Source organism: Vibrio agarivorans (genome assembly GCF_030409635.1).
Classification (GTDB): Bacteria; Pseudomonadota; Gammaproteobacteria; order Enterobacterales; family Vibrionaceae; genus Vibrio; species Vibrio agarivorans.
On sequence record NZ_JAUFQF010000001.1, the window covers coordinates 230,761 to 251,809 of the forward strand.

Here is a 21,049-nt window from a genome sequence, read left to right on the forward strand (position 1 = left end):
TGTGATGACCCTGACAGGGTCATCATGAATAGAAGTGTATATTGAGTCAGTTTGGCGCAACTCAGCTTTTTCGTCTTCTCTAACTCTTGTCCTAAAATATGAAACTATTTCTGTTCAACAAGCTCCAGAGCTGATTTATGAAACGTATCTTCAATCTTGAGCTGATAATCAGATAGTCCTTGCTCGTGAGAGTAGCGGAACAGCGTTTCTAGTGTTTTTGTGTTTTTCTCATCAAGACCGTAGGTAAAGAAGTTATCTCCCATTAGGGTACGCGTTGCTTCTAGCTCTTGCACATACCAAGGCATCATATCTGCAGCCCAACCAAGCTTGTTCATTTGAGCGTAGGCAATGTCTTTGGCTTCAACATAGGCATCAAAAACAGCCTCTGCAAGCCACGGATGCTGCTCAAGCAACTCAGTTTTTATGGCGACAGCATGCATAATTGGAAAAATGCCAGTCTTGGCATAATAGGTTTGTTCTGCAGTGCGAGAATCTTCAAACAGTCGACCCACGCTCTCGTGCCTTTGCACGTAGGCTTTCGGTTCAGCGGCATGGAAAAGGGCATCCACTTCGCCCGTGACCAGAAGTTCTGATTCGTCTTTGCCAGGAGTGCCCGTGCGAATAACGACACCGTTTGGCATCATTGCTTCCTGCGCTGAAACCGCACCCGTCAGCTCTTTAGAGGAGTCTACATCGGATGCAATCCAGTTAACATCTTGCGGTGTAATGTCGTATTCATCTTGCAGCATGCCACGAATCCAAGTGAGAGATGTCGATGAATAACCCGGAGTGCCAATGGTTTTTCCTTTTAAGTCTTCAGGCTTTTCTATGCCAGATTCTTCATTGATGAAGATACTTTTGTGGCGGAAAACACGGAGTGGATAGATTGGAAGCAAGGTGTAATCACGAAAGTCTTCGTTTGCGTAAGCAAGCATATATGGGTGCAAACCGATTTCCGTAATATCAAGGGTTTGTTCGCCATTGAGAACATCATTATTCATCTCACCAATGCCCATTTTGACGTAATCTAGGTCAACACCTTCAATGTCAACTTGCCCGTTGAGTATCGGCTTTAGACGAGGAAACTCATAGCCAGAAATGGTTAACTGCAAGTTACCTTGTGCTGCGACTTGTGCTTGTGTTGTCGGAGCCACGTTAGCAAAAGCGCTAGAAGAGCCGATAGCAAGCGTTAAGAATGAAATGGATTTGTTCATAGTGTTCTCTTTCTCAATGTTTTAGATGATAGTGCGCCTCCTTGTGCAATCATCCGGCAGATTATTATGTGGTCAATAGAGACTTATCATTTCACCCGATAAGCCAAATAGTTGAGTCGTGACTGTTGTCAGTGATTAGATGATGTAACGTTGATTTTTGCCGATGGTTTGCATCATTCTTTCATCGCTGTAACGACCAAATTTAACCGGATAACCATAGACACGAGCGATTCGCGCGAGGCTTTGGTCGATATGTGCGAAGTACTTTTTCCAGCCAGCACAGAGGTAGTTGTGATTAGCCTCACCATTGGCATTTTTGATGAAACGGTTTTTGGGACATTCGCCATAGCATGCAAATACGTACTCGCAGCGTTGACACTCTGAAGTCAATGTTTCGATCTTCGCATGACCAAAATCTTGCTGCTTGTCGCCATATGAGACTTCATCGAGTTTGTCGTGATGAATGTTACCCACTTTGTATTCAGGATAAACATAGTGGTCACAGGCATAGAGGTCACCGTTAGGCTCCATGGCTAAACCTTTTCCGCAGACAGGGTTTAAGGTACAGAGCTGGCTGCTTTCTCCTATCCAAGAAGCTAGGTTCGCTTCAAAATATTGAACAAAGACATTACCGATGTCATTTTTTACCCACTCATCAAAGACAGCAATTAGGAAATTGCCCCAACCGAGATCAGAGACACAAAATGACTCGACAACAGAGTTCGCATTGCCAGGAATAAGGCGTTTGTCACCTTGCTTCACTTGTTTCTCAGCTTGCCATGATTGTCCGTCACTCTGTGGTGCTTCATCGCGAAATGTTTTTTGTTCAACAATCGGGATAAACTGAATCTGTGTCGATTTCACTACATCACGCAAAAATCGGTACACCTCAATCGGATTTTTGCTGGTGAGATTGTTCACACAGGTTAAGGTGGCAAAGCTGACATTGTGTTTATGAATAAGATCGACAGCCTTCATGACCTGTTTGTATGTCCCACGACCGGCACGGTTGGTACGGTGTGCATTGTGCAGCATTTCTGGACCATCAATACTTAACCCAACTAAAAAGTCGTGTTGTGCTAAAAATTCACACCATTCATCGTTGAGTAGAATGCCATTGGTTTGCAGATCATTTTTGATGATCACACCTTCAGGTCGGTATTTATCTTGTAATGCTACGACGTTTTTGAAGTAATCGAGCCCAAGTAGAGTCGGCTCACCACCTTGCCATGAGAAGATAATCTCAGGAGCATTGTGTGATTCAATATAGGTTCTGATATACGTTTCGAGTGAGTCTCCTTGCAAAGTAGGCGTACATCCTTGTTTGTATTCAAGCAGGTCTTGTTTACTTAGGTAATAACAATAAGTGCAATCAATATTGCATGCTGCACCAATGGGCTTCGCCATAACGTGGGTGCGTTTGATAGGTTTGCTATTAAAATTTTGACTGTCGAGAATAGTGTTCATGTATCACCTAAAGATTCGTTTGGGTATAAAAGCCTAGCGTTGACGGTGTTATTCGATATGGTTGAAGCGTTAAGCTTGCTATTGTTCAACTTTGGTTTTGTTTTTCGGTTGCTCTAGCAATATCTTCTTGGAGTCGCTCTAATAGTTCTGATGACCCCGCAGGTGAAACCAAGCTTGAGCCAGCAAAGGCATCATTAATACCCTCTAATACATAGTTTTTATCTACTTCGATGCCAACTGAAGTGGGGTGTTCTAATCCCTCGATGAGACGATTCGCGAACGTTGTACCTAAAGCATACGCTTGTTGTTGCTCGCGAGTTTCGATAATAAATTCTGATCTTTCGTGCTGATTAGTGACAGTGACACTGGGTTCTGATTGAACAGATGGTTGTGTTAATTGTGCTGCGCTTTCATCCGTTGGTTGGCATCCGGTAATTAATATCGCTGTGCTAATGAAAGCAGTGATTTTGATATTACTTCTCACGATGTTCTCCAAATGTAATGGTTTGTATTTTGTGGTGTGGAGAGACAATAAAGTAAATGATCTATTGAAGGAAGGTTATTTAGTGTGCAGGGTGAGTTGAGACGCTCGTAGCGGAAGGTATCTTAACATATTTGTTTGAGATTAAAAATAAAAGTTATTTATTTTCAGTATCTTATGCTTGTATCTTAGTGCTAATCATGAATCATAAATGAAAGTGAGGTCACAGTAAAACTTAGCTTTATGATGTTTATTTTGGTGATTCATAGAACATGTTATTCACTTTTCTTTATTGCTGCAGTATGTCGTTACAATACATAAATCAAATTGAGGTATTAATGCAAATCCACCTAATTGATTGGTTTGTTGAAAATATTCAATATATGCCCTGCACGGAGCGCAACCTTCTGTCAAATAGACAAGGGTAAAGCAGTCAGTATAGAGATTATTATTTGTCATCAGGGTTGGTGCTTAATAGATAGTTATTTCTAGCCTCAACAATAGGCAGCTGGCAGAACTATTCACCTTGATGTTGTGTACCAAGACGAGCATTTCGATATTTATGCTCGACCCAGAGAGACATAACGAAAAAGGATCATGCTGTGTTAAAAATTAATAAATCAATCGTAGCGGCGTCAGTAGCTACTGCGACTTTCGGGGCTGCTGCCGTTCAGGCTAATGAGATCATTCATGATGCGGAGCATTATATTCTGCATGCACAGAGTGGCGAACGTTGGGCTGTTGAAGATAAAGATCTTGATGCAAAACTTGCGGAGCTTGAAGCTCGTTTTGGTACTAAGCCAAACATCATTCATTACATGTGGGATGATACGCCACTGGGCGATGTGGGTATTCCCGATATTCAAAAAACACGTGGCTATGAAACTCCCGTTTTTAACCAAATGGCAAAAGACGGTGCAAACTTCATGCGCATGTATACCGAGCCTTCGTGCACGCCAACTCGAGCAGCTGCACTAACAGGCCGTTATGCCGTTCGTAATGGTATGTACACAGTTGGGTTCCCATATGAGTACGGTGGCCTACCGCGCACAGAAGTTACCATTGCAGAGGTTTTGAGCAATGCTGGTTATAAAACGGCGTTCCATGGTAAGGCACACCAAGGTGACACCGAAGGTGGCAATATGAACGAACAGGGATTTGATGAAGCATTCTGGACACCATATAACCAGGTGCCAAGTCTTTATAACGCACGTGGTCAGTTTGGCCCGTTAGCGAAAGGGGTACTGTTGCCAGAAATGTTCCCTGAAGACCCTTATGATCTCGATCCAGAATGGCGTCCAAGCGGTTTTGTTTATGCCCTAGAAGGTAATAAAGGTGGCCCTGTAACTGAATGGGGTGAGCCAACGGAAGAGTATTACTACAACATCGACCGCGAGGCGACAGACCGTACAATGGACTTCATGCAACGTAGTGTGGAAGAAGGTAAACCATTCTATGTCGCTCATTGGCCAACCATGGCTTCATTTATGAACATTCATCCGTCTGATCAGTTCCGCACAACCAATGGCTCTCACTTAGCTGAAGGCTTGGTAAGAATCGATGAAATGATGGGCGAGATCCAAGATAAAGTAATAGAGCTCGGTATTGAAGAAAACACTCTAATCATTGCCATGGCAGATAATGGCCCAATGGTTAACGGTGGCCCAGTGGGCTTCAATGAAACATTGCACACTGGTGGTAAAGGCATGTTCACGGAGGGGGCTGTACGTGTTCCTATGCTCGCGACTTGGCCTGGTATGATTGAAGAAGGCAGTACAGTAGGCGATATACTTCACGTCACTGACTTGTTCACTACATTTGCTCGCCTAGGTGGCGCATTAGATGGCGTACCGACCGATCGCATCATTGATGGTGTTGACCAAACATCACTATTCATTAATGGTGACACGTATAGCCGCCGTGATTATGTTTACATCTACACAGGTGATGAGCTAGGTGCGATTGTGAAAGGTCGTTATAAGCACCATGTAGCGGGTGCAGCGAAAGGTCTTTCTGGTGCAGAATACTACGATTTGTATGCTGACCCTCGTGAGCGTGTAGGTATGATGCTACCAATGTTCCCTGCGAAAGGTATGTTTACTTCAATGAAGACGCGCCACAACATGATGATTGATGCGTTCCCGAACATTGAGCAAGAACGTCAAATGCCGTTTACTTCAGTAGAGAACCCTCGTGCAGAAGTTGAGCAAGCGGGTAAGCTGCGCGTAGATGAAGAAACATTCCCAATTGATATTCGTGAGCATGTGAAAAACCTTAAAGGTTACGAAAACATTCAAGAAGAGTGGAAGCGCGCTCAATAATAGTGATTTAGACACCCCCAGAAAAGCCCTCATGATGATTTCACCAAAGGAATCCGCTCTTGAGGGCTTTTTTACGTGAGACAAAACAAAAGATTGGCTGTATTAGTCGGTGAACTATTGATAAGTTGTTGCTTCTACGTTCAATAATGTCCAATCAATAGGGAGAGCTCAATGGAACTGATGGCCCCGACACTTGAATTGATAGAGGCTTTTCACGCCTTTTATGAAGACTTTTTAAATCACGATGCTGAAAACGCTGATTATTATAAAGAAGGAAGAACGGATTTCACGACCTATGTTCAGCGGTTAACTGATGAATCACAGGGTCGTAACTTGCGAGTCGGCTATGTCCCATGCAGTCATTTTTGGCTGGTGGATACACAGCAAAATATACTCGGCGCTATTCGCGTCAGACACAACATTGATAATGAGTTTCTAGCTTTGGAGGCTGGTCACATTGGCTATGACATCGCGCCTTCTTATCGAGGGCGAGGCCATGGTAAGCATATGCTTGAGCTTGCTCGACCACAGGCCAAGCAGTTAGGTATTGGCCGTGCTTTGATCACCGCAGATGAGCACAATTGGGCTTCACGTAAAGTTATTGAGGCCAATGGCGGCGTGTTTGAAAGCATAGTGATGGGTAAAGTCTTTCCTGAGCCCACCGCTAGGTATTGGGTGGACTGCTAGCAACGGCTTGTTTGAAGTGAGTCGAAAACCTTGAGGTCAACTCAAATACATAGGCGACGTGAGGCTAGTATGTGTCCAGTTGATTAAAACAGGACTCACTGTGATTTTAAAAAGAATAGAGCAAGTACTAGAGCTAAATAGTCTTGCGTATGAAATCGGCGGCAATGTTATCTATTGCAAATTAGGTGGCGGTGCAAACGAGATTAAAATCCGCTATCAAGCTTCAGACAACACTTTTAGGCTCAATTATGGGTTTTGGAATCAGGTAGTCGTGTTTTTCTGTACTGCCACTGCATTTATGACATTGAACTTAAGTCTGCCTGATTGGAACAGTCACTGGCTGGTTTTGTTATTGATGATTACAGGTATCAACACTTTAGTTGTGCTAGTGATCACAGAGATACGGCTGTTGGATTTAAAAATCCAGTTAAGAGAGGTGGGGGTTTATCTGACTCCTGAAAGCCAGTTTAAATTTTCAAAAAATAAGATTCGGAATTGATCATTCCGACGGTGACGAGAAAAGTACATGGTGTTAACGAGGCATAAACGCCAGAGGTTATGCCTCAGTTCGGTAATTGGTCAGTTGGCAGCGAACATTATGCTGCATATTTTGACAGCTCGTGCGGGTAGATGCGCATTCCTGTCATTGTGTTCTCATACACTGAGTATTCTTTAAGGTATGACCAAGCGGTGATATCCGTGCCAGTGCGTGTTGCTAGGCGAAGAATCATGTTGTCGATATCACGACCAGCATAGTCTTTTTGAGGGACAAATAGGTTTTTGATTACTGTTAACATAGTAAAACTCCGTTTTGTAATTAACTTTCAGGTATGTATGTTAAATACAATAGACTAAAAAAATAATGTGATCAAGGTCGAGTTTATTGTGTCATTTAACTTTCATATTGTGAAATTTAATAACATTACTATCAATCAGATTGTGCAACTGTTGCACTGTTTAACTAGCGATATTATTAAATACTAAAGATCCATCACTGATCGGTTGCGTACGAGACTGTGTTTGTTAACCTAGTTTGGAGCGCACTATGGACTTAATCGTTGAATCGTTTGAAGGTGATATTTACCTCGCTTACAAGGTGCGTGGCACACACCGGCAGGTACTCGAAGACGAACGTCACCAGCCGCTTCGCTTTAATAGCCTCAATCAAATCAAAGAATACTGTGCTCATGAAGAGTATCTCACCGCGACCTTAATGCATTACAGCGCGTACAACGAAATGTGCGGTTCAATGGACGAACCACATGAGCCTGCCAAAATAGACTTAAAATGGTTTTAGTTGACGACAGCGATCGCTATTGGATCTGCGAGTGCAGGCCATCGATACACCTCTACTCAAAAGCACTCCAAGACGTTGCATCGCCCTCTTTGGTAAGAGGGTGAATCTTTTTGTCTGGCTTTGCATAGCTTAGTCGAGCCACTCGCTGTGTGACGTGGTAACTATCAAGGCCGGAGACGGACACAATATCAAGCGTCTCAATATCGATATAGCCATCAGTGTAGTGGCATAGTTAATTTGGCCACCTGATTAGAGGTGTTAGAATGCACCTCGTACACAACAGGTGAAACTATGACAAAACGTACAAGAAGAACTTTTAGTCCCGAATTTAAGCTAGAGGCCGCTCAGTTAGTCACTGACCAGGGCTATACCGTTGTTGAAGCAGCGAAGGCGATGAACGTAAGCAAGTCAGCCATGGACAAGTGGGTGAGACAACTCAAGCAAGAGAGGCAAGGTGTCACGCCAAAAGCTTCACCGCTCACCCCCGAACAGATCGAGATCCGTGAGCTTAAAAAGCGGATTGCTGAGCTGGAAGAGCACAATGAAATCATAAAAAAGGCTACTGCTCTGTTGATGTCGGACTCACTGAACAATTCTCGATAATCGAGAAACTCAAACAGAGCTACAGCGTAGCCAAGCTGTGTAAAGTGTTCGGTATCCATCGAAGCAGTTTTAAGTATTGGTGTAAGAAGCCCAAGACTCAATCTGAAGAAGATGTTCGTCTACGAGCCCTAGTTCAAGAAGCTCACAGCGTTAGTAACGGCTCAGCCGGTGCTAGAACTATTGCGAGTATCATAACGAACTCGGGCATCAAGTTCTCTCGCTACAGAGCCACTAAACTGATGAAAAAGCTTGGGCTAGTTAGCCGACAACTTCCCAAACACCGCTACAGCAAAGCAGCTCAGGAGCACATTGAAATCCCAAATCATTTAGATAGACAGTTCGCTGTGACTGCGCCTAATCAGGTCTGGGTTGGTGACGTGACCTATGTGTGGGCTGGAAATCGTTGGAGTTATCTTGCCGTTGTAATCGACCTCTTTGCACGTAAGCCAATCGGTTGGGCGATGTCATTTTCACCCGATAGCCAACTGACAGGAAAAGCACTTAAGATGGCCTATGAGTCACGCGGTAAGCCCTCTAATGTGTTATTTCACAGCGATCAAGGCAGTCACTATACGAGTCGTAAGTACCGCCAAACGCTCTGGCGATATCAGATAAAACAGAGTCTATCTCGACGAGGAAATTGCTGGGATAACAGTCCAATGGAGCGCTTCTTTAGAAGCCTAAAAACTGAGTGGGTGCCAGCTTGTGGCTACAGTAGTTTATCCGAAGCTTGGAAGAGCATTGTTGGCTACATCATTAGATATTACAGCCAAATCAGACCGCACCAGTACAATGGTGGCCTAACACCGAATGAATCGGAGAGGCAGTACTGGGAAACTTATAAAGCGGTGGCCAATTTTAGTTGACCACTACACAGGCATCACCGCGCGTTCTGGAACAATAACGTTATGAATTTCACCAATAATAAGCTCCGTTTGATTAACGGCTAAAGTTTGGTGTTCGACTAATCTCATTGCGAGCTTCAATGGACTTTCTAAAACGAAAGGCGCGGTAAAGCCATCAACGTAATAAGGAGAGAGATGGGCTTTATCAAACTCAGATTCACTCCTGTCATATCTCGCTGAGGTTTGATGAGCAGACGTAAGAAATTCAAGTGCTACAGCGTTAATGGTATAGCACTCAGTAGCAAGTATGTTTTCTAGTGTATGACGCTCAACACGATTAGGGCGAATTATAAAACCCATTAAGGGTGGCTCAGCACCAAGATGGAATACTGAGCTAACAATAGATAAGTTGGTATTGCCATTCTTATCACAGGTACCGATAAGGTTTGCACTTTTAAACCCTGATAAACTATTGATGAATCGTACACGTTTTCTCGGTTCCATATTAGCGATGCTGCGAGAGTCATAGTGCATCTGAACCTTCCTAGTCAGTGTCTTATCTCTTTATTGTAGGCTTTACGCTTGAAAGCTGACGGAGATCATTATAGTGAATACAACGGGTGAGGATATTAATGCCATTCTTTGAAACACAAGTAATTGTGGTAACTCGACTTTATCATCCTATACTCCAACTAATGGCTGTGCATATTCGTGCAAGCTTCTGATAAATTTAACAAAGGTTTAGGGCAATGATGAGGAAGGTTCGAATCGCATGTTGGAGTGTCGTCGTGATCGCAAGTATCAGTAGTTATCTCTATTTTGCGTATTTTGAATCAACACACAATGTACCGCATATTGAGCAACTATCACCGCACTCCGTTGAGCACGGTCATTAGCGATTAGACCCGATGGCGAGGGCTTACAATGAAATATCTGAATACTTTTGAGTCGATAGCAACGTTATTCATCGCTGTTTTGGCATCGGTATTTTTCGCTTTTAGTGCTCAATACAATTTAGTGTCAAAGCTTGAACATGCTTTTGTGAACCACTCAGAAAATCTTGTTGTACTCAAAAACCAATCATTGAAGCTGCCCTTTAATAATGAGGAACACAGAGCACAGCTTGCCTCTCACATCGACTCAGCCATTACTCAACTCGAAGTACTGAACAAAGTCGCTACAGATATTGAAAGGGCTTTTCCGCCTCTATTTTGGCTAGGAGAAAGCAATCTTGATGAGGTTGAAGTCTATTATGAAACAGCTGGGGAGTATCTGATTTTTCTCGCGTTAATCACTGATTCTTCTGATGTTGAGTCGCAATCTAGTGCTTACGTTGATGAAGAGACAATGAACGCTATCTTAAATGAAGAAGTTCACTATGCTGGTGTTGCTATTCATGAACACTTAATGAGTGCACTATTCACCACTAGCGATGGTGTTTTTCTCGCATTAGCGTCGATCTTTGGCGCGATATTTCTGATTATCATTTCGCTTCTGTATCGGTACATCAAGGCGCTAAAAAGAACGCAAACTGAACTGGAAGAGTCCTTGATTAAGGCGGAGCAGGCGAGCCACGCTAAGAGTTTATTCCTCTCCTCGATGACTCATGAATTTAGAACGCCGATGAATGGTGTATTGGGTATTGCTGAACTGCTAAAAGAGGATGAGCGCCTTAAAGAAGAACACCGTGAAAACGTGAAAATACTCATTGATTCCGGCACAAGGTTGTTAACCCTTTTAGAAGATGTACTTACCTACTCAACAATTGAACAAGGTCGAACGAAGCTAGTCGAGCACCCGTTTACCATTCCTTCACTGATATACCCATTTGAAAGCATCTTTAGAGAAGAATGCAGTAATAAAGGCATCACCTTTGATATTCATAATCACCTAAATGACGAAGATGTCCTATTTGGAGACCAAGTTAAAATACGCAAAGTGATTTTTCATTTGTTGAGCAATGCCATTAAGTTTACCCGTGATGGTTGTGTTGAATTACGACTGGATTATCAACAGGTATCGAATGAGCTTGTCATTACGGTTACCGACTCTGGTATTGGCATTGATGAAACCATACAGAGAAGGATCTTTGAGGCGTTTGAGCAAGGGGACGGAAGCTTTTCAAGAGAATATGAAGGAGCAGGTCTCGGGTTAACGATTGTCAATAGTATTGCAGCTTGTATGGATGGCAACGTAGAACTAAACAGTGACGTTGGGAAAGGAACGCGCTTTACTGTTCGTTTGCATGTACAAAAGGAACTACCACCTGAGGTGCTGGGAGTTGAGGCTGTCACTACGTAACTACCGACCTTAAAGTCGACTTACTTCCTCAAGCCATTGTTGGTAGGGTACCTTAGGTTAATGGTTCAGAAATAGAGTTTCTGAACCATTAGAAAGTAAAGTTATTTCAAAGCAGCAAGGATGGTTTCAGCTTTGCTCGCTTCGAATTGTTTTGCTTCTTCCACGTTGAGTTGTGTGACCACACCATTGTCTATAATCATGGCATATCGTTGTGAGCGAACACCACCAAATGCAGCAGTATCCATTTCGAGCCCCAGTGATTTAGTAAAACTGGCATCGCCATCGGCAAGCATCATAATCTCGTTCGCGTTTTGAGCCTCGCCCCATGCTTGCATCACAAATGCATCATTAACCGAAACACATGCGATGATATCAACGCCTGCCGCTTTAATTTCGTCCGCTAATACGACATAGCCAGGTAAGTGCGCTTCTGAACAGGTTGGTGTGAATGCCCCTGGTACCGCAAAGAGTACAACGCGCTTGTTGGCAAAGAGCTCATCTGTATTGTGAGTAATCATCCCAGATTCTGCTAATTCGCTGAGGTTTGCAGTAGGTAATGTTTGGCCTGTTTGAATCATATCGACTTTCCTTGTTGTGTTTCCATGATGTATTGGAGTGGTCAGTGTAGTCACTAAAATTCCGAACAACCATTATATCCAACGGTTTGTGTCGGCAATGTAACACTGATAAGGCACTAACAAGCGGGGCCAGAGTCAATTATGATGTTTTGGATCTGACCCCGTTTTAGTTCGCCGGTATTCGCTTTGCTAAAGTATCGTTGGGATACGTTCAGCGAGAATGTTGGCAAACTTTTCATGTTGATCGACTTGCCAGTGAATACCTTCTTTTGGGCAAGGCTGTACCTCAGTAGCGGCATCGAAAAAATGGCAGGCTAATTCTTCGGAACGAAGTTTGTAGTAGTGCCCAAGCTGTTTAGATTTTTCTTCTGCGTGGGTAAACCCTTCTTGGTTTGGGTCTGATTCATATACATGAGCTGGAGAGACCAATAGGACTTCGGGCGGCTTTGCCATGAACCCGTGATGGAAGTTTTGTATGACCTGAACAAGTCTTGCTGCGCCTTTCGATATATCACTGGCTGTTACATTGAATCGAGTTTTTAGATCATTGGTGCCAAGCATCAAAACCACAAGATCGGGGTGGTGGCTCTCTAAACAAGGTAATAGATAGTCGAGTCCTTTTTTGCCCGGTTCAAATGGGTCTTCAAACACCGTTGTTCGACTGTTTAATCCTTCTTCAATGACGAGGTACTCCTCAGGGAGTTTGTTTTGTAGCAGCTTTGTCCAGCGTTCTTCAGAGCTATATCTGCGCGGAAGATCAGGAGAATAGCCCCATGTATTTGAGTCGCCAAAACATAAAATGGTTTTCATTGTTGTCCTCATCATAAGAGTTTGTTGATCAAACTTAATTTAGTGTTGGGGTCAGAGTCAAAGTAGGTGGTTTGGCTCTGACCCCTGTGTATGTTTAATCTACTGGCCATTCGTGCTCACCGATGCTCCCTTTTTCAATGAGTCTTGCTCTAAGCTCACTAATGACTTGTTTGAGCTGATCTCGAATCAAACGAATAGCTGGTGAGATTAACTGCCTGCTGGGGAGCATCAGCCACATTTCGGTATTCGGGATATGGTAATCCGTCAAAATTCGCTCTAAGCGTCCGTTTAACAGATCTTCTCCTACATCGATAGCTGATTTCTTGGCAATCCCAACACCATCTACACACCAGCGACGAACAATATCACCATCGTTTACTGCTCGGTTGCTGTTCAGTTTAATTTTATATTGCTGATCATCATGGTCATAAAGCTCCCACGTGTCGTGGACAACTTCATACAGCTTATAAAGAAGCGCATTGTGGTCAGGTAGTTCCGCTGGTGAGGTAGGCTCGCCGTACTTTTCTTTATAACTAGGAGCAGCACAAATCACGTGGGGAATATTGCATATTTTGAAACCATAGAGATTAGAATCTAGCGCCGCATCTTTAGTCATAGCACGCAATGCGACATCGACACCATCGCGATAGAAATCGGTACGACTGTCACTTGCATGCAGGCGTAAAGTGAGTGATGGGTGCTCCTCCATCACCTTATTGAGTAGGTCTTTCATCAAGTTTCGTCCCATCTCAGATGAAACCGCAATCTTGAGTTCACCACCAATGGCTTGCTGCTCCTCATGGATAAGAATTTGCCCCTGTTGAAGAAGATCTAGAGCTTGCTGACATAGAGGCAGGTAGCGCTCGGCTTCTGGCGTTAGGCGCAGCTGACGCGTGGTGCGAACAAATATCTGAGCCCCAAGCGCTTGCTCAATGCGTTTTACTGCAATGCTCGCGGCAGAGGAGCTAATATCGAGCTGATTCGCGGCAGCGGTAATAGATTGAAGCTCTGCTACTTTGAGTAGGACTTGTAAATCTGCAATTTTCATAGCGTTTGTTGTTCTCACATATTGATTGTCCACGTTTTGACGAAAATGTTTTAAACATTTGCCCGTTTATCGAATTAATAGCAGGTCATAGAATCTCTATCAAGCTAAACCGATGGAGAAAACATCATGACAAACGTATTTAAAAACACCGCTTTTGCACTTGCAGCAACACTACTTTCTACTTCTCTTTACGCTGCCGATAACGCATCAAAAGTGGTTTCTGCAGATGATATTGAATGGGGCTATCTAAACCCGCTTCGTGGTGTATTGAGCCCAGGTGCCGCAGACTTATGGGGTGACCGCACAACAGATACCGCGACTGGTATGCTGGTTCGTTTCAATAAAGGTTTTGAGTCACCACCACACATCCACAACATCACTTACCGCGGAATTGTGATTGATGGCCAAATGCACAACGATGACCCGACAGCAGAGAAAATGTGGATGCCAACAGGCTCATTTTGGACACAGCCAGCAGGCGAAGACCATACAACCGCAGCCAATGGCGAGAACAACCTAATTTACCTAGAAATTGACGCAGGCCCTTACCTTGTTCGCCCGTCAGAGGAGCGTTTTGATAATGGTGAGCGCCCGCTAAACCTGCACCGCGATAATATCGTTTGGTTAGATGACAATGATTTGGTGGATGTAACTGCGAAAGGTGTTCAGTCAACTTATGTTTGGGGTAGTACGTCAGATATGGGCGGCTCAATGGTGAAACTGCCTGTGGGTTACAAAGGTGAGATTAAAACTGATGCCAGTGAGTTTCGTGCGGTTGTGATTTCAGGTGAAGTGGAATATCGATCAGCGGAGCAAGATAAGCTGTCGTTGACTGCGGGCAGCTATGTTGAATCGCAAGGTGATTTCACACATATCATTGAAAACAAGAGCGATAGAGAAACAACCATCTACATTCGCACTAACACGAAATACCAAGTTAACTAACTGCTTGAGCCTCTGATCTGCATGTTTGTTCGATTAGGGGCTTTCCCTGTATATAAAGCGTAGGGTTTTCCATGATGAATATCTTTAAGATGATAGTTGCTGCGGCACTAATGTCTGTCGCACCGTTTTTCACGGCTAATAGCATTGCACAAGAGCAAAGCGTGGTTGAGCTTGAGTGGCAAGACCTCATTCCCGAGTCAGAGCGCAGCAGAGTCGCAGAGCTTCAAGCATTGGCATTAGACCACAATAACGGTCAAGCGGAGCAGCTTGTCATGGGAGATGTGCGACCTGAACTCGATGGCGATATGGTTAAAATTCCGGGGTTTGTTATTCCACTAGAAGGTGATTCGGATACGATAACCGAGTTCTTGCTTGTCCCGTTTTACGGAGCATGTATTCACGTACCACCACCGCCGCCAAACCAAATTATTCATGTAAAGTTTGAGCAAGGTGCACCAACCAAAGACTTGTGGGATCTTGTTTATATTACAGGGACACTGAAAGCACAGACACTGCTCACTGAGTCTATCGGTGTTGAGTCGGGTTACGCGATAGCGGGCGCTGTGTTAGAAACTTACGATAAAGTGTGAGTTTGTTGAGTTAAGCAGCAATATTAATCTTGTCTGACTAGTGCAGAACACCCAAAAGCAGGTGTACTAATGCAAGGTACAGGGGGAGTACGTAAGCTAAGGTGGGCAAAATAAGGTAGTGGTAAAAGTGGTGGTGTTAGAGTGATTTACTACTACCACAGCGAAGAAATACCCGTGTTTTTGCTTTCTCTTTTTGGTAAAAATGAGAAAGCTAACCTATCTAAAGCGGAATGTAACGTTCTTAGTAAACTAACCAAAATACTTGCAGACACGTACAGGAGGCAATCATGACTAGTGCATTTGAAAGTATCCAGCAAGGTCTAATGGAAGCTATAGAGTTTGCCGAAGGCGAAACTAAAGGAGCTAAAGTCCATAAATTTGACCCTGTTGATGTTAAAGCCGTGCGGAATAATGTCGCAATGACACAAGCAGAGTTTGCATCTACTTTTGGTATTAGTCTTGGCACGCTGCGTCACTGGGAGCGAGGAGACAGAACACCAAGGGGGCCAGCATTAGTGCTACTCAATGTACTTGCGAAAGATCCACAAGCGGTAATTCGAGCTCTTTCGTAACCAAATAAAGGCCTCAGATAGGAAGTAAAAAGGTTAGGGTGAACTCACTCTAACCCTTTTATATTCTGCGATTTAAAGCTTATCTACCGTTGCCCAAACTGCCGCTAGAGTATCATGGCCGAACGCCGCACTGCGATCAGGAGACCAGCCATACAGCTCATCAGCTTGGCTAATGTGGTCTTTAAATGGCATCTCAATGGTGAAAGAAAGGCACTTGAACTGCTCACCGACCCAATTTGAACCCACTGTTAGGTTGGCTTTGCCCGGTTCATCTTTGTCGTAACCTACCGCATCTTGAAATTCAGGGGTAATGATTAACAATGCTTGCTTGAAGTGATTTTCAAGGCTTTGAATGCGCTCGTCGTATGAAGGAATGCCTTCACCTCCAGCGACAAAGTTGTATGGGATAGCTTCATCACCATGAATATCAAGGAACAAATCGACGCCCGTTTCTAGCATGCGTTCACGAACTAAATAAACCTCTGGGCTGCGTTCCATAGAGGGTGTTTGCCACTCGCGATTGAGGTTGACGCCAATACCGTTGGTGCGCAGGTGGCCACGAATACTGCCATCTGGGTTCATGTTTGGCACTACACGAATCACGACTTTATCTAGCAGCGCACGACCTACCGTGTCGGTTTCATCGAGAAGACGTTGTAAAAGGCCTTCAATAAACCATTCGGCCATGGTTTCGCCTGGGTGTTGGCGACCAGTGATCCAAATGTTTTTCTTTTCTTCACTCGGCTCACCAATGGTCAGTAAGCTGATGTCGTTGTTATCGAGGGTATGACCGAGCGTTTCAAGTTTACATGCTGGGTGTGTTTGCGCGCTGTGAAGCAAGTCCTGATGACGATCGAATGAGTAAGGTGCGAAGTAGGCAAAATACATTGAATCGTGCTCAGGAATGATATTAAACGTGAGCTTATCACCATCAAATTCGGCTGGAATACGGAACCACTCTTCACGGTCATAAGATGCGACGACATCATAATCTACCCAGCCTTCAGGGTAAGCGGACTTGGCCAAATCGCTAATAGTAAAATGGTGAGCTTGTTGCGCTTCACTCTCGAGGCGAAAGTGAAACCACTGTGCAATATCCGTTTGATTGTCGGCAGGGATAGTCAGTTGAATGTTTTGCGGGGAATCAGCAGAAACAACATGAATGTTGCCGCTCTCGAAGTTACTGAAAATTTTCATTTTGGTTATTGTCTCTTTGTTGAGGTTTTTTAAGATTACCACACTTTTATGGCTTTCAAGATGGTGCTGAAACTAACTGGATAATCGTTGCTCAACGGCATTCTAGGGAGGTACAGCGCGTCCAGAGTTCGAGTTTGTGACTGCATATCTTTGATTGTTTTTCATACAAATGCGATCTGACACAGCATTAGTCGCATAGAGTCATTGGTGTAATTTGAATTGTGCAACAAGTTTACTAGCCTACTCCTATTAATAACTCTCAACTAGGGCATTGCTGTGCTAATTGGAAATAGGAAGCAGTTATGGATGACTCTTGTCGTTGCTGTGATAGCACAGTTGTTTATTGTGAGTTTTATCTATCAACAAATGTCAGGTATCAAATCACTGAGTGAAGACTGGGAGGCGTTGAAAAATCAATACGTACAAGCATCAGCGAGTTTGGTGAAAGTTGAACGAGGCTTTGGCTATGTCGGCTTTATTCATCACTTTAAGAACTATATTATTCGGCGCTCCCCTAATTATTACAATCTCGCGCTCGATAGCCAATCTGACATTTTTAATGCCTTACAAGAGCTAAAGCGCAATCCTTCAATCGACAACCAAGACAGAGAGTCGATACAAGTTCTGGTGGATATACTCGTTGAGTATGCACTGCAGTTAAGCATTGCAAAAAATACCCCGCCATCAACATCTACTGAAGCGCTAGACGAGCTGATCAAAGTGGATGATGAACCAGCAGCAAGGGCACTTGAACGCCTAAGAGATAGTATATTAGCGAATAATATCGCAGGGAAAATAGCGCTGAACAACCAAGTTGCTCAGATGAGAATTAGCACGGGATTAATGGGTTTTTGTTTAATTCCGCTATTTCTATTTTCTACCTATATCACGATCATAACCTTGCGCTCTCAGGCCACAAATTTAAAGGAACTCACTGCTATTTATGATTCGTCGCCTGATGGAATTATATATGTCGATTCAAAGGGCATGATCAAGAAGGCGAATCAAGCCGCTCTAGATATTTTTGGTTACTCTAGGAGAGAATTTTTTCAGTTGAATATCGAGGCGCTAGTTGAAGAGTCCGTTCGAGAGCAACATGCAAAAATGCGACGTGCGTTTATTCAAGAGCAGGGCATTACACCGGAGAAAACGCGCGAAAGCCTGCCTGTGAAGGGAGTTAAAAAAGATGGTTCAACGGTAGAGTTGAGTGTAACCGTTGAGTCTAAAATAGTCGGCAAACAAATGGCAGCAGTTTGTTTGATAAAAGATCTGACGCTACTCAAAAGACTTCAAGAACACTCGAACCTTGATCACCTTACACAAGTCAGTAATCGTCGCCATTTAGACGATGTATTAACGAAAGAAGTGAGCCGAGCGAGACGTAATAATCGGGCAGCCTCTCTGTTACTCATCGATATGGATAACTTCAAAAGACTAAATGATGAATGTGGGCACATTGCGGGTGATTACGCCTTACAAAAAGTGGCCAAGTTCTTAGTGAATAGCTCTCGCGAGTGTGATTATGTATGTCGGTGGGGAGGGGATGAGTTTGTCATTTTTTGCCCAGACCAAGATTCCGCACATGCACATATTTTTGCCGAGCGTTTGAGAACGGAATATGAAGTGTTGACTGTTGGTGATGATGTACGGTTAACATTGAGTATTGGGATTGCAGATACCAATAGTATTGCAACGGTTAGCCCAAAAGACTTGATAGATGCAGCTGATCGCGCAGTCTACTCAGCGAAAAATGCCGGTAGGAATCGAGCGGTTCGCTTTGATTCATTTGGCTTGATGAACCAAGACGAAATGACGCTAGCCTAACTTAGTTACCATTTTAAAATCGCCCTTTATGAATATGGTGCCGATTCAATTGGGGCAGCATTTTAGTGTTCGCTGATCAATTTCCCCAAACCAAGTGAAATGGCTGAACACATTGACGTGATTAACATTTACTTAAGGCTTTTTAGTGATATAGCTCTAAAAACACTCGCATTCGTCGTGAAAACGAAGTAGTTTTTATTACTTAAGTGCGCATGGATAAGCGCATGGTGTATTGAATTCTATCTAATTGGGTTACGGATGACGCTCTCTATTTCTCGCAAGCTGCAATTAAGTTTTGCAGTGCTGACAATGATCTTTTTTATCTCAGGTGTCTTGGCCTATAACAAATTAAGCCGAGTGCAACTCACTACAGAATCCTTGGTATCGCAGGATCTTCCTATCGTTAATGCTAGCCGACAGCTGCAACTGACTCTTGAGCAGACGCTTTCGCTGACTCGCAGTTACATGCTACTTGGCAACGAACCTCGTTATTCAGAAGTGCTATTGCAGCAAATTGATGAAAGCAAGCAACAATCCGCTTTATTGATCGAGGAGCTCAATACTATCTTGGGTGATGTTGGCTCTGACGCTATTCAAACGCAACTATTGACGTTGGATGAGCAACTCACGCAAATCATCACGCTGAGCCATGCTACCGAGAACCTTCCAGCCCTAACCTTGTTCACCGAAGAAGCAGCGCCGATCGCCGAAGTGGTGATTGATATGCTGCAAAACCTCATTAATGATGAGGCATATGATGCGCAAGGTGGCGAAAGAAAGATGTTACTCAAGCTTTATGCGGATGCCAACAACGCGCTTGGTAGTGCACTTTCGAGTATGCGTGATTATCTGATTTACGGCACAGAAGATCATTTAGAGAGATATAACGACTATCTTGCGTTGCATCGCTCTCTGAGCCAAGAAATTAAGCAAGAAACGGTCAATATGTCTTCAACAGCGGAGCGTTTGTGGTCGTTGACAGTGGAAATGCAAGATATCTATTTCCCATTATCAGAGCAAGTGATTGCTCTTCGCCAAGCACCTGACTGGAACAGGGCCAATGCAATTATGGCGACAGAGGTTATGCCACAGATGCAGGTCTTATCTCAAACGATAGACACGTTAGTGAGTCAGCAGGCCAACCAAGCCGCGAGTCGTGCGGGTGATGTTCAGTCTAATATCCAAGAGATTGTTGTCTTTATGGCATTATCGATGCTGGTGGTCGCGGTTTGTGCATCGGTAGTTTCAATGGTAATGGGCAGAAGTATCGCTAATCGTTTAGCTGTGATTGGCCAGCGAGCGAAGTCAATTGCCCAAGGTGATATTTCCGCATCAGCGATTGATGAGAAGGGTAATGACGAGCTTTCTCAGTTAACACAGCATATTAATCAGATGAGCAGGTCGCTTAACGTAATGGTAAGCGGTGTCAATCAGCGTGTTCAGCAAACAAACATTGGTGTCGAAGAGTTGCTTGAGAAGAATACGCATACGGTTAAACAAGTGAATCAGCAGAATGTCGCGATTGAAGAGGTGTCTAAGCAGGCGGCCGAGATCAAACTAGGAGCTGAAAACACCAACCAACTTGCAGAAGAGTCTTTGACCGCCTTATCTGAATCTCAGAACACTCTCACAAAGGGCAGTGCTTCCCTTAAAGACAACCAAATCAGTATCGAGTCGTTATTTGAAAAAGTGACAGGCATCAGTCAACAAGTTGAAGTTCTTCAGCAAGAGACGAATGGAATCGAAAAAGTCACCGAAGTGATTGAAAACCTTGCTGAGCAAACCAACTTGCTGGCACTGAATGCAGCAATTGAGGCCGCGAGGGCGGGTGAGCAGGGACGAGGTTTTGCGGTTGTTGCCGAAGAAGTGCGTAATCTCGCTACCCGAACCACCGCTTCGACAGTAGAGATAGATAAACTGTTGAATGGCATTAAGCAGTCAACAACTTGTGTGGTGAAAGAGATGGAGCAGAGTGTCGCTTTGGCTCAGGAAAGCAATCAAGTCACTGAGTCTGTGGTTGAAACATTGCTGCAAGGCACTGAACAAATCGGCTCCTTAAGTAGCCAAATGACTTCATTGGCTGCGGCTGCTGAGCAGCAATTTGCAGCGGTGACAGAGATAGACAGCTTAATGCAAAAAGTAGACTCATCTGCATCCGTTGTTTCTAAGGTGAATAATGAGCAAAATACAATCACGCAGGCTGTTCAGAGCCAAATGGATGAACTTAAGCAAGATCTAAAGCACTTTCAGTTACGATAAGGTTATTAAG

The 21,049-nt window shown here is 43.9% G+C and carries 21 protein-coding genes and 2 pseudogenes; 13 read left to right on the top strand and 10 right to left on the bottom strand.

Going from position 1 to position 21,049, the window contains the following annotated elements:
* Positions 1-104 precede the first annotated feature (104 nt).
* From QWZ05_RS01000 to QWZ05_RS01010, 3 genes are all read right to left on the bottom strand, one after another.
* Entirely contained in the window at positions 105-1,214 is a 1,110-nt protein-coding gene (locus QWZ05_RS01000) for an ABC transporter substrate-binding protein (RefSeq protein ID WP_290296002.1), read from the bottom strand.
* A 135-nt stretch (positions 1,215-1,349) separates the two neighbouring features.
* Positions 1,350-2,681 carry an anaerobic sulfatase maturase gene (locus QWZ05_RS01005; RefSeq protein WP_290296004.1) on the bottom strand — a complete coding sequence of 444 codons (1,332 nt, stop codon included), beginning with the start codon at positions 2,679-2,681 and terminating at the stop codon, positions 1,350-1,352.
* An 85-nt stretch (positions 2,682-2,766) separates the two neighbouring features.
* A complete protein-coding gene (locus QWZ05_RS01010; RefSeq protein WP_264875726.1) occupies positions 2,767-3,165 on the bottom strand; it encodes an FKBP-type peptidyl-prolyl cis-trans isomerase N-terminal domain-containing protein in 399 nt (132 codons plus the stop codon).
* Between the two features lie 599 nt (positions 3,166-3,764).
* Here QWZ05_RS01010 and QWZ05_RS01015 point away from each other — a divergent pair.
* The 3 genes from QWZ05_RS01015 (at position 3,765) to QWZ05_RS01025 (ending at position 6,669) form a co-directional block, all read left to right on the top strand.
* The gene (locus QWZ05_RS01015; RefSeq protein ID WP_290296006.1) at positions 3,765-5,483 is read left to right on the top strand and encodes a sulfatase-like hydrolase/transferase; all 1,719 of its coding nucleotides are present in this window, start codon (positions 3,765-3,767) and stop codon (positions 5,481-5,483) included.
* 171 nt (positions 5,484-5,654) lie between these two features.
* Complete coding sequence (locus QWZ05_RS01020) at positions 5,655-6,170, top strand: GNAT family N-acetyltransferase (protein ID WP_264875724.1); 516 nt, start codon at positions 5,655-5,657, stop codon at positions 6,168-6,170.
* Between the two features lie 100 nt (positions 6,171-6,270).
* Positions 6,271-6,669, top strand: a complete 399-nt coding sequence (locus QWZ05_RS01025; RefSeq protein ID WP_290296009.1) for a hypothetical protein — start codon at positions 6,271-6,273, stop codon at positions 6,667-6,669.
* 97 nt (positions 6,670-6,766) lie between these two features.
* Here the strand turns inward: QWZ05_RS01025 and QWZ05_RS01030 are convergent, their stop codons facing one another.
* Positions 6,767-6,967 carry a hypothetical protein gene (locus tag QWZ05_RS01030; protein ID WP_290296010.1) on the bottom strand — a complete coding sequence of 67 codons (201 nt, stop codon included), beginning with the start codon at positions 6,965-6,967 and terminating at the stop codon, positions 6,767-6,769.
* A 248-nt stretch (positions 6,968-7,215) separates the two neighbouring features.
* On the opposite strand from QWZ05_RS01030, the gene QWZ05_RS01035 reads away from it, so the two are divergent.
* Positions 7,216-7,467 (top strand): DUF6482 family protein, encoded by a 252-nt coding sequence (locus tag QWZ05_RS01035; protein ID WP_264875721.1) that lies wholly within the window; start codon positions 7,216-7,218, stop codon positions 7,465-7,467.
* A 52-nt stretch (positions 7,468-7,519) separates the two neighbouring features.
* Here the strand turns inward: QWZ05_RS01035 and QWZ05_RS01040 are convergent.
* Positions 7,520-7,684, bottom strand: a pseudogene (locus tag QWZ05_RS01040) (flavin oxidoreductase); the annotation flags it as partial.
* A 74-nt stretch (positions 7,685-7,758) separates the two neighbouring features.
* Between QWZ05_RS01040 and QWZ05_RS01045 the strand changes: the two are divergent.
* Positions 7,759-8,936 (top strand): IS3 family transposase gene (locus tag QWZ05_RS01045; protein ID WP_290296012.1). Its coding sequence is split into 2 segments (ribosomal slippage): positions 7,759-8,026 and positions 8,026-8,936, totalling 1,179 coding nucleotides; the frame shifts between segments, so codons are not numbered across the junction.
* 3 nt (positions 8,937-8,939) lie between these two features.
* Here QWZ05_RS01045 and QWZ05_RS01050 read toward each other — a convergent pair.
* Positions 8,940-9,449, bottom strand: coding sequence for a flavin reductase family protein (locus tag QWZ05_RS01050; protein WP_290296014.1), 510 nt, complete (start codon positions 9,447-9,449; stop codon positions 8,940-8,942).
* A 215-nt stretch (positions 9,450-9,664) separates the two neighbouring features.
* Here QWZ05_RS01050 and QWZ05_RS01055 point away from each other — a divergent pair, with 215 nt between their 5' ends.
* Positions 9,665-9,811, top strand: a complete 147-nt coding sequence (locus tag QWZ05_RS01055) for a hypothetical protein (RefSeq protein ID WP_264875719.1) — start codon at positions 9,665-9,667, stop codon at positions 9,809-9,811.
* Between the two features lie 28 nt (positions 9,812-9,839).
* Positions 9,840-11,216: a sensor histidine kinase gene (locus QWZ05_RS01060; protein WP_290296016.1), complete on the top strand. Its 1,377-nt coding sequence runs from the start codon at positions 9,840-9,842 to the stop codon at positions 11,214-11,216.
* Between the two features lie 101 nt (positions 11,217-11,317).
* Here the strand turns inward: QWZ05_RS01060 and QWZ05_RS01065 are convergent, their stop codons facing one another.
* From QWZ05_RS01065 to QWZ05_RS01075, 3 genes are all read right to left on the bottom strand, one after another.
* Entirely contained in the window at positions 11,318-11,794 is a 477-nt protein-coding gene (locus QWZ05_RS01065; RefSeq protein ID WP_289962997.1) for a peroxiredoxin, read from the bottom strand.
* A 189-nt stretch (positions 11,795-11,983) separates the two neighbouring features.
* Positions 11,984-12,604 carry an SGNH/GDSL hydrolase family protein gene (locus QWZ05_RS01070; protein ID WP_264875716.1) on the bottom strand — a complete coding sequence of 207 codons (621 nt, stop codon included), beginning with the start codon at positions 12,602-12,604 and terminating at the stop codon, positions 11,984-11,986.
* 94 nt (positions 12,605-12,698) lie between these two features.
* The gene (locus tag QWZ05_RS01075) at positions 12,699-13,652 is read right to left on the bottom strand and encodes a LysR family transcriptional regulator (protein ID WP_290296019.1); all 954 of its coding nucleotides are present in this window, start codon (positions 13,650-13,652) and stop codon (positions 12,699-12,701) included.
* Between the two features lie 126 nt (positions 13,653-13,778).
* Between QWZ05_RS01075 and QWZ05_RS01080 the strand changes: the two genes are divergently transcribed.
* From QWZ05_RS01080 to nadS, 4 genes and pseudogenes are all read left to right on the top strand, one after another.
* Positions 13,779-14,597 (top strand): DUF4437 domain-containing protein, encoded by an 819-nt coding sequence (locus tag QWZ05_RS01080; protein WP_290296021.1) that lies wholly within the window; start codon positions 13,779-13,781, stop codon positions 14,595-14,597.
* A 71-nt stretch (positions 14,598-14,668) separates the two neighbouring features.
* Positions 14,669-15,187, top strand: a complete 519-nt coding sequence (locus tag QWZ05_RS01085; RefSeq protein WP_415852282.1) for a DUF3299 domain-containing protein — start codon at positions 14,669-14,671, stop codon at positions 15,185-15,187.
* A 126-nt stretch (positions 15,188-15,313) separates the two neighbouring features.
* A pseudogene (locus QWZ05_RS01090) lies at positions 15,314-15,478 on the top strand (type II toxin-antitoxin system RelE/ParE family toxin); the annotation flags it as partial.
* The gene (nadS, locus tag QWZ05_RS01095) at positions 15,475-15,759 is read left to right on the top strand and encodes a NadS family protein (RefSeq protein ID WP_289963003.1); all 285 of its coding nucleotides are present in this window, start codon (positions 15,475-15,477) and stop codon (positions 15,757-15,759) included. The pseudogene QWZ05_RS01090 and the gene nadS, both read left to right, overlap by 4 nt.
* A 72-nt stretch (positions 15,760-15,831) precedes the next feature.
* Here the strand turns inward: nadS and QWZ05_RS01100 are convergent, their stop codons facing one another.
* Positions 15,832-16,956, bottom strand: a complete 1,125-nt coding sequence (locus QWZ05_RS01100; RefSeq protein WP_290296023.1) for a M14 family metallopeptidase — start codon at positions 16,954-16,956, stop codon at positions 15,832-15,834.
* 306 nt (positions 16,957-17,262) lie between these two features.
* Here QWZ05_RS01100 and QWZ05_RS01105 point away from each other — a divergent pair, with 306 nt between their 5' ends.
* Together QWZ05_RS01105 and QWZ05_RS01110 are read left to right on the top strand one after the other, a co-directional pair.
* Positions 17,263-18,780, top strand: coding sequence for a sensor domain-containing diguanylate cyclase (locus tag QWZ05_RS01105; protein ID WP_290296025.1), 1,518 nt, complete (start codon positions 17,263-17,265; stop codon positions 18,778-18,780).
* A gap of 258 nt (positions 18,781-19,038) precedes the next feature.
* The gene (locus tag QWZ05_RS01110; protein WP_290296027.1) at positions 19,039-21,039 is read left to right on the top strand and encodes a HAMP domain-containing methyl-accepting chemotaxis protein; all 2,001 of its coding nucleotides are present in this window, start codon (positions 19,039-19,041) and stop codon (positions 21,037-21,039) included.
* Positions 21,040-21,049 lie beyond the last annotated feature (10 nt).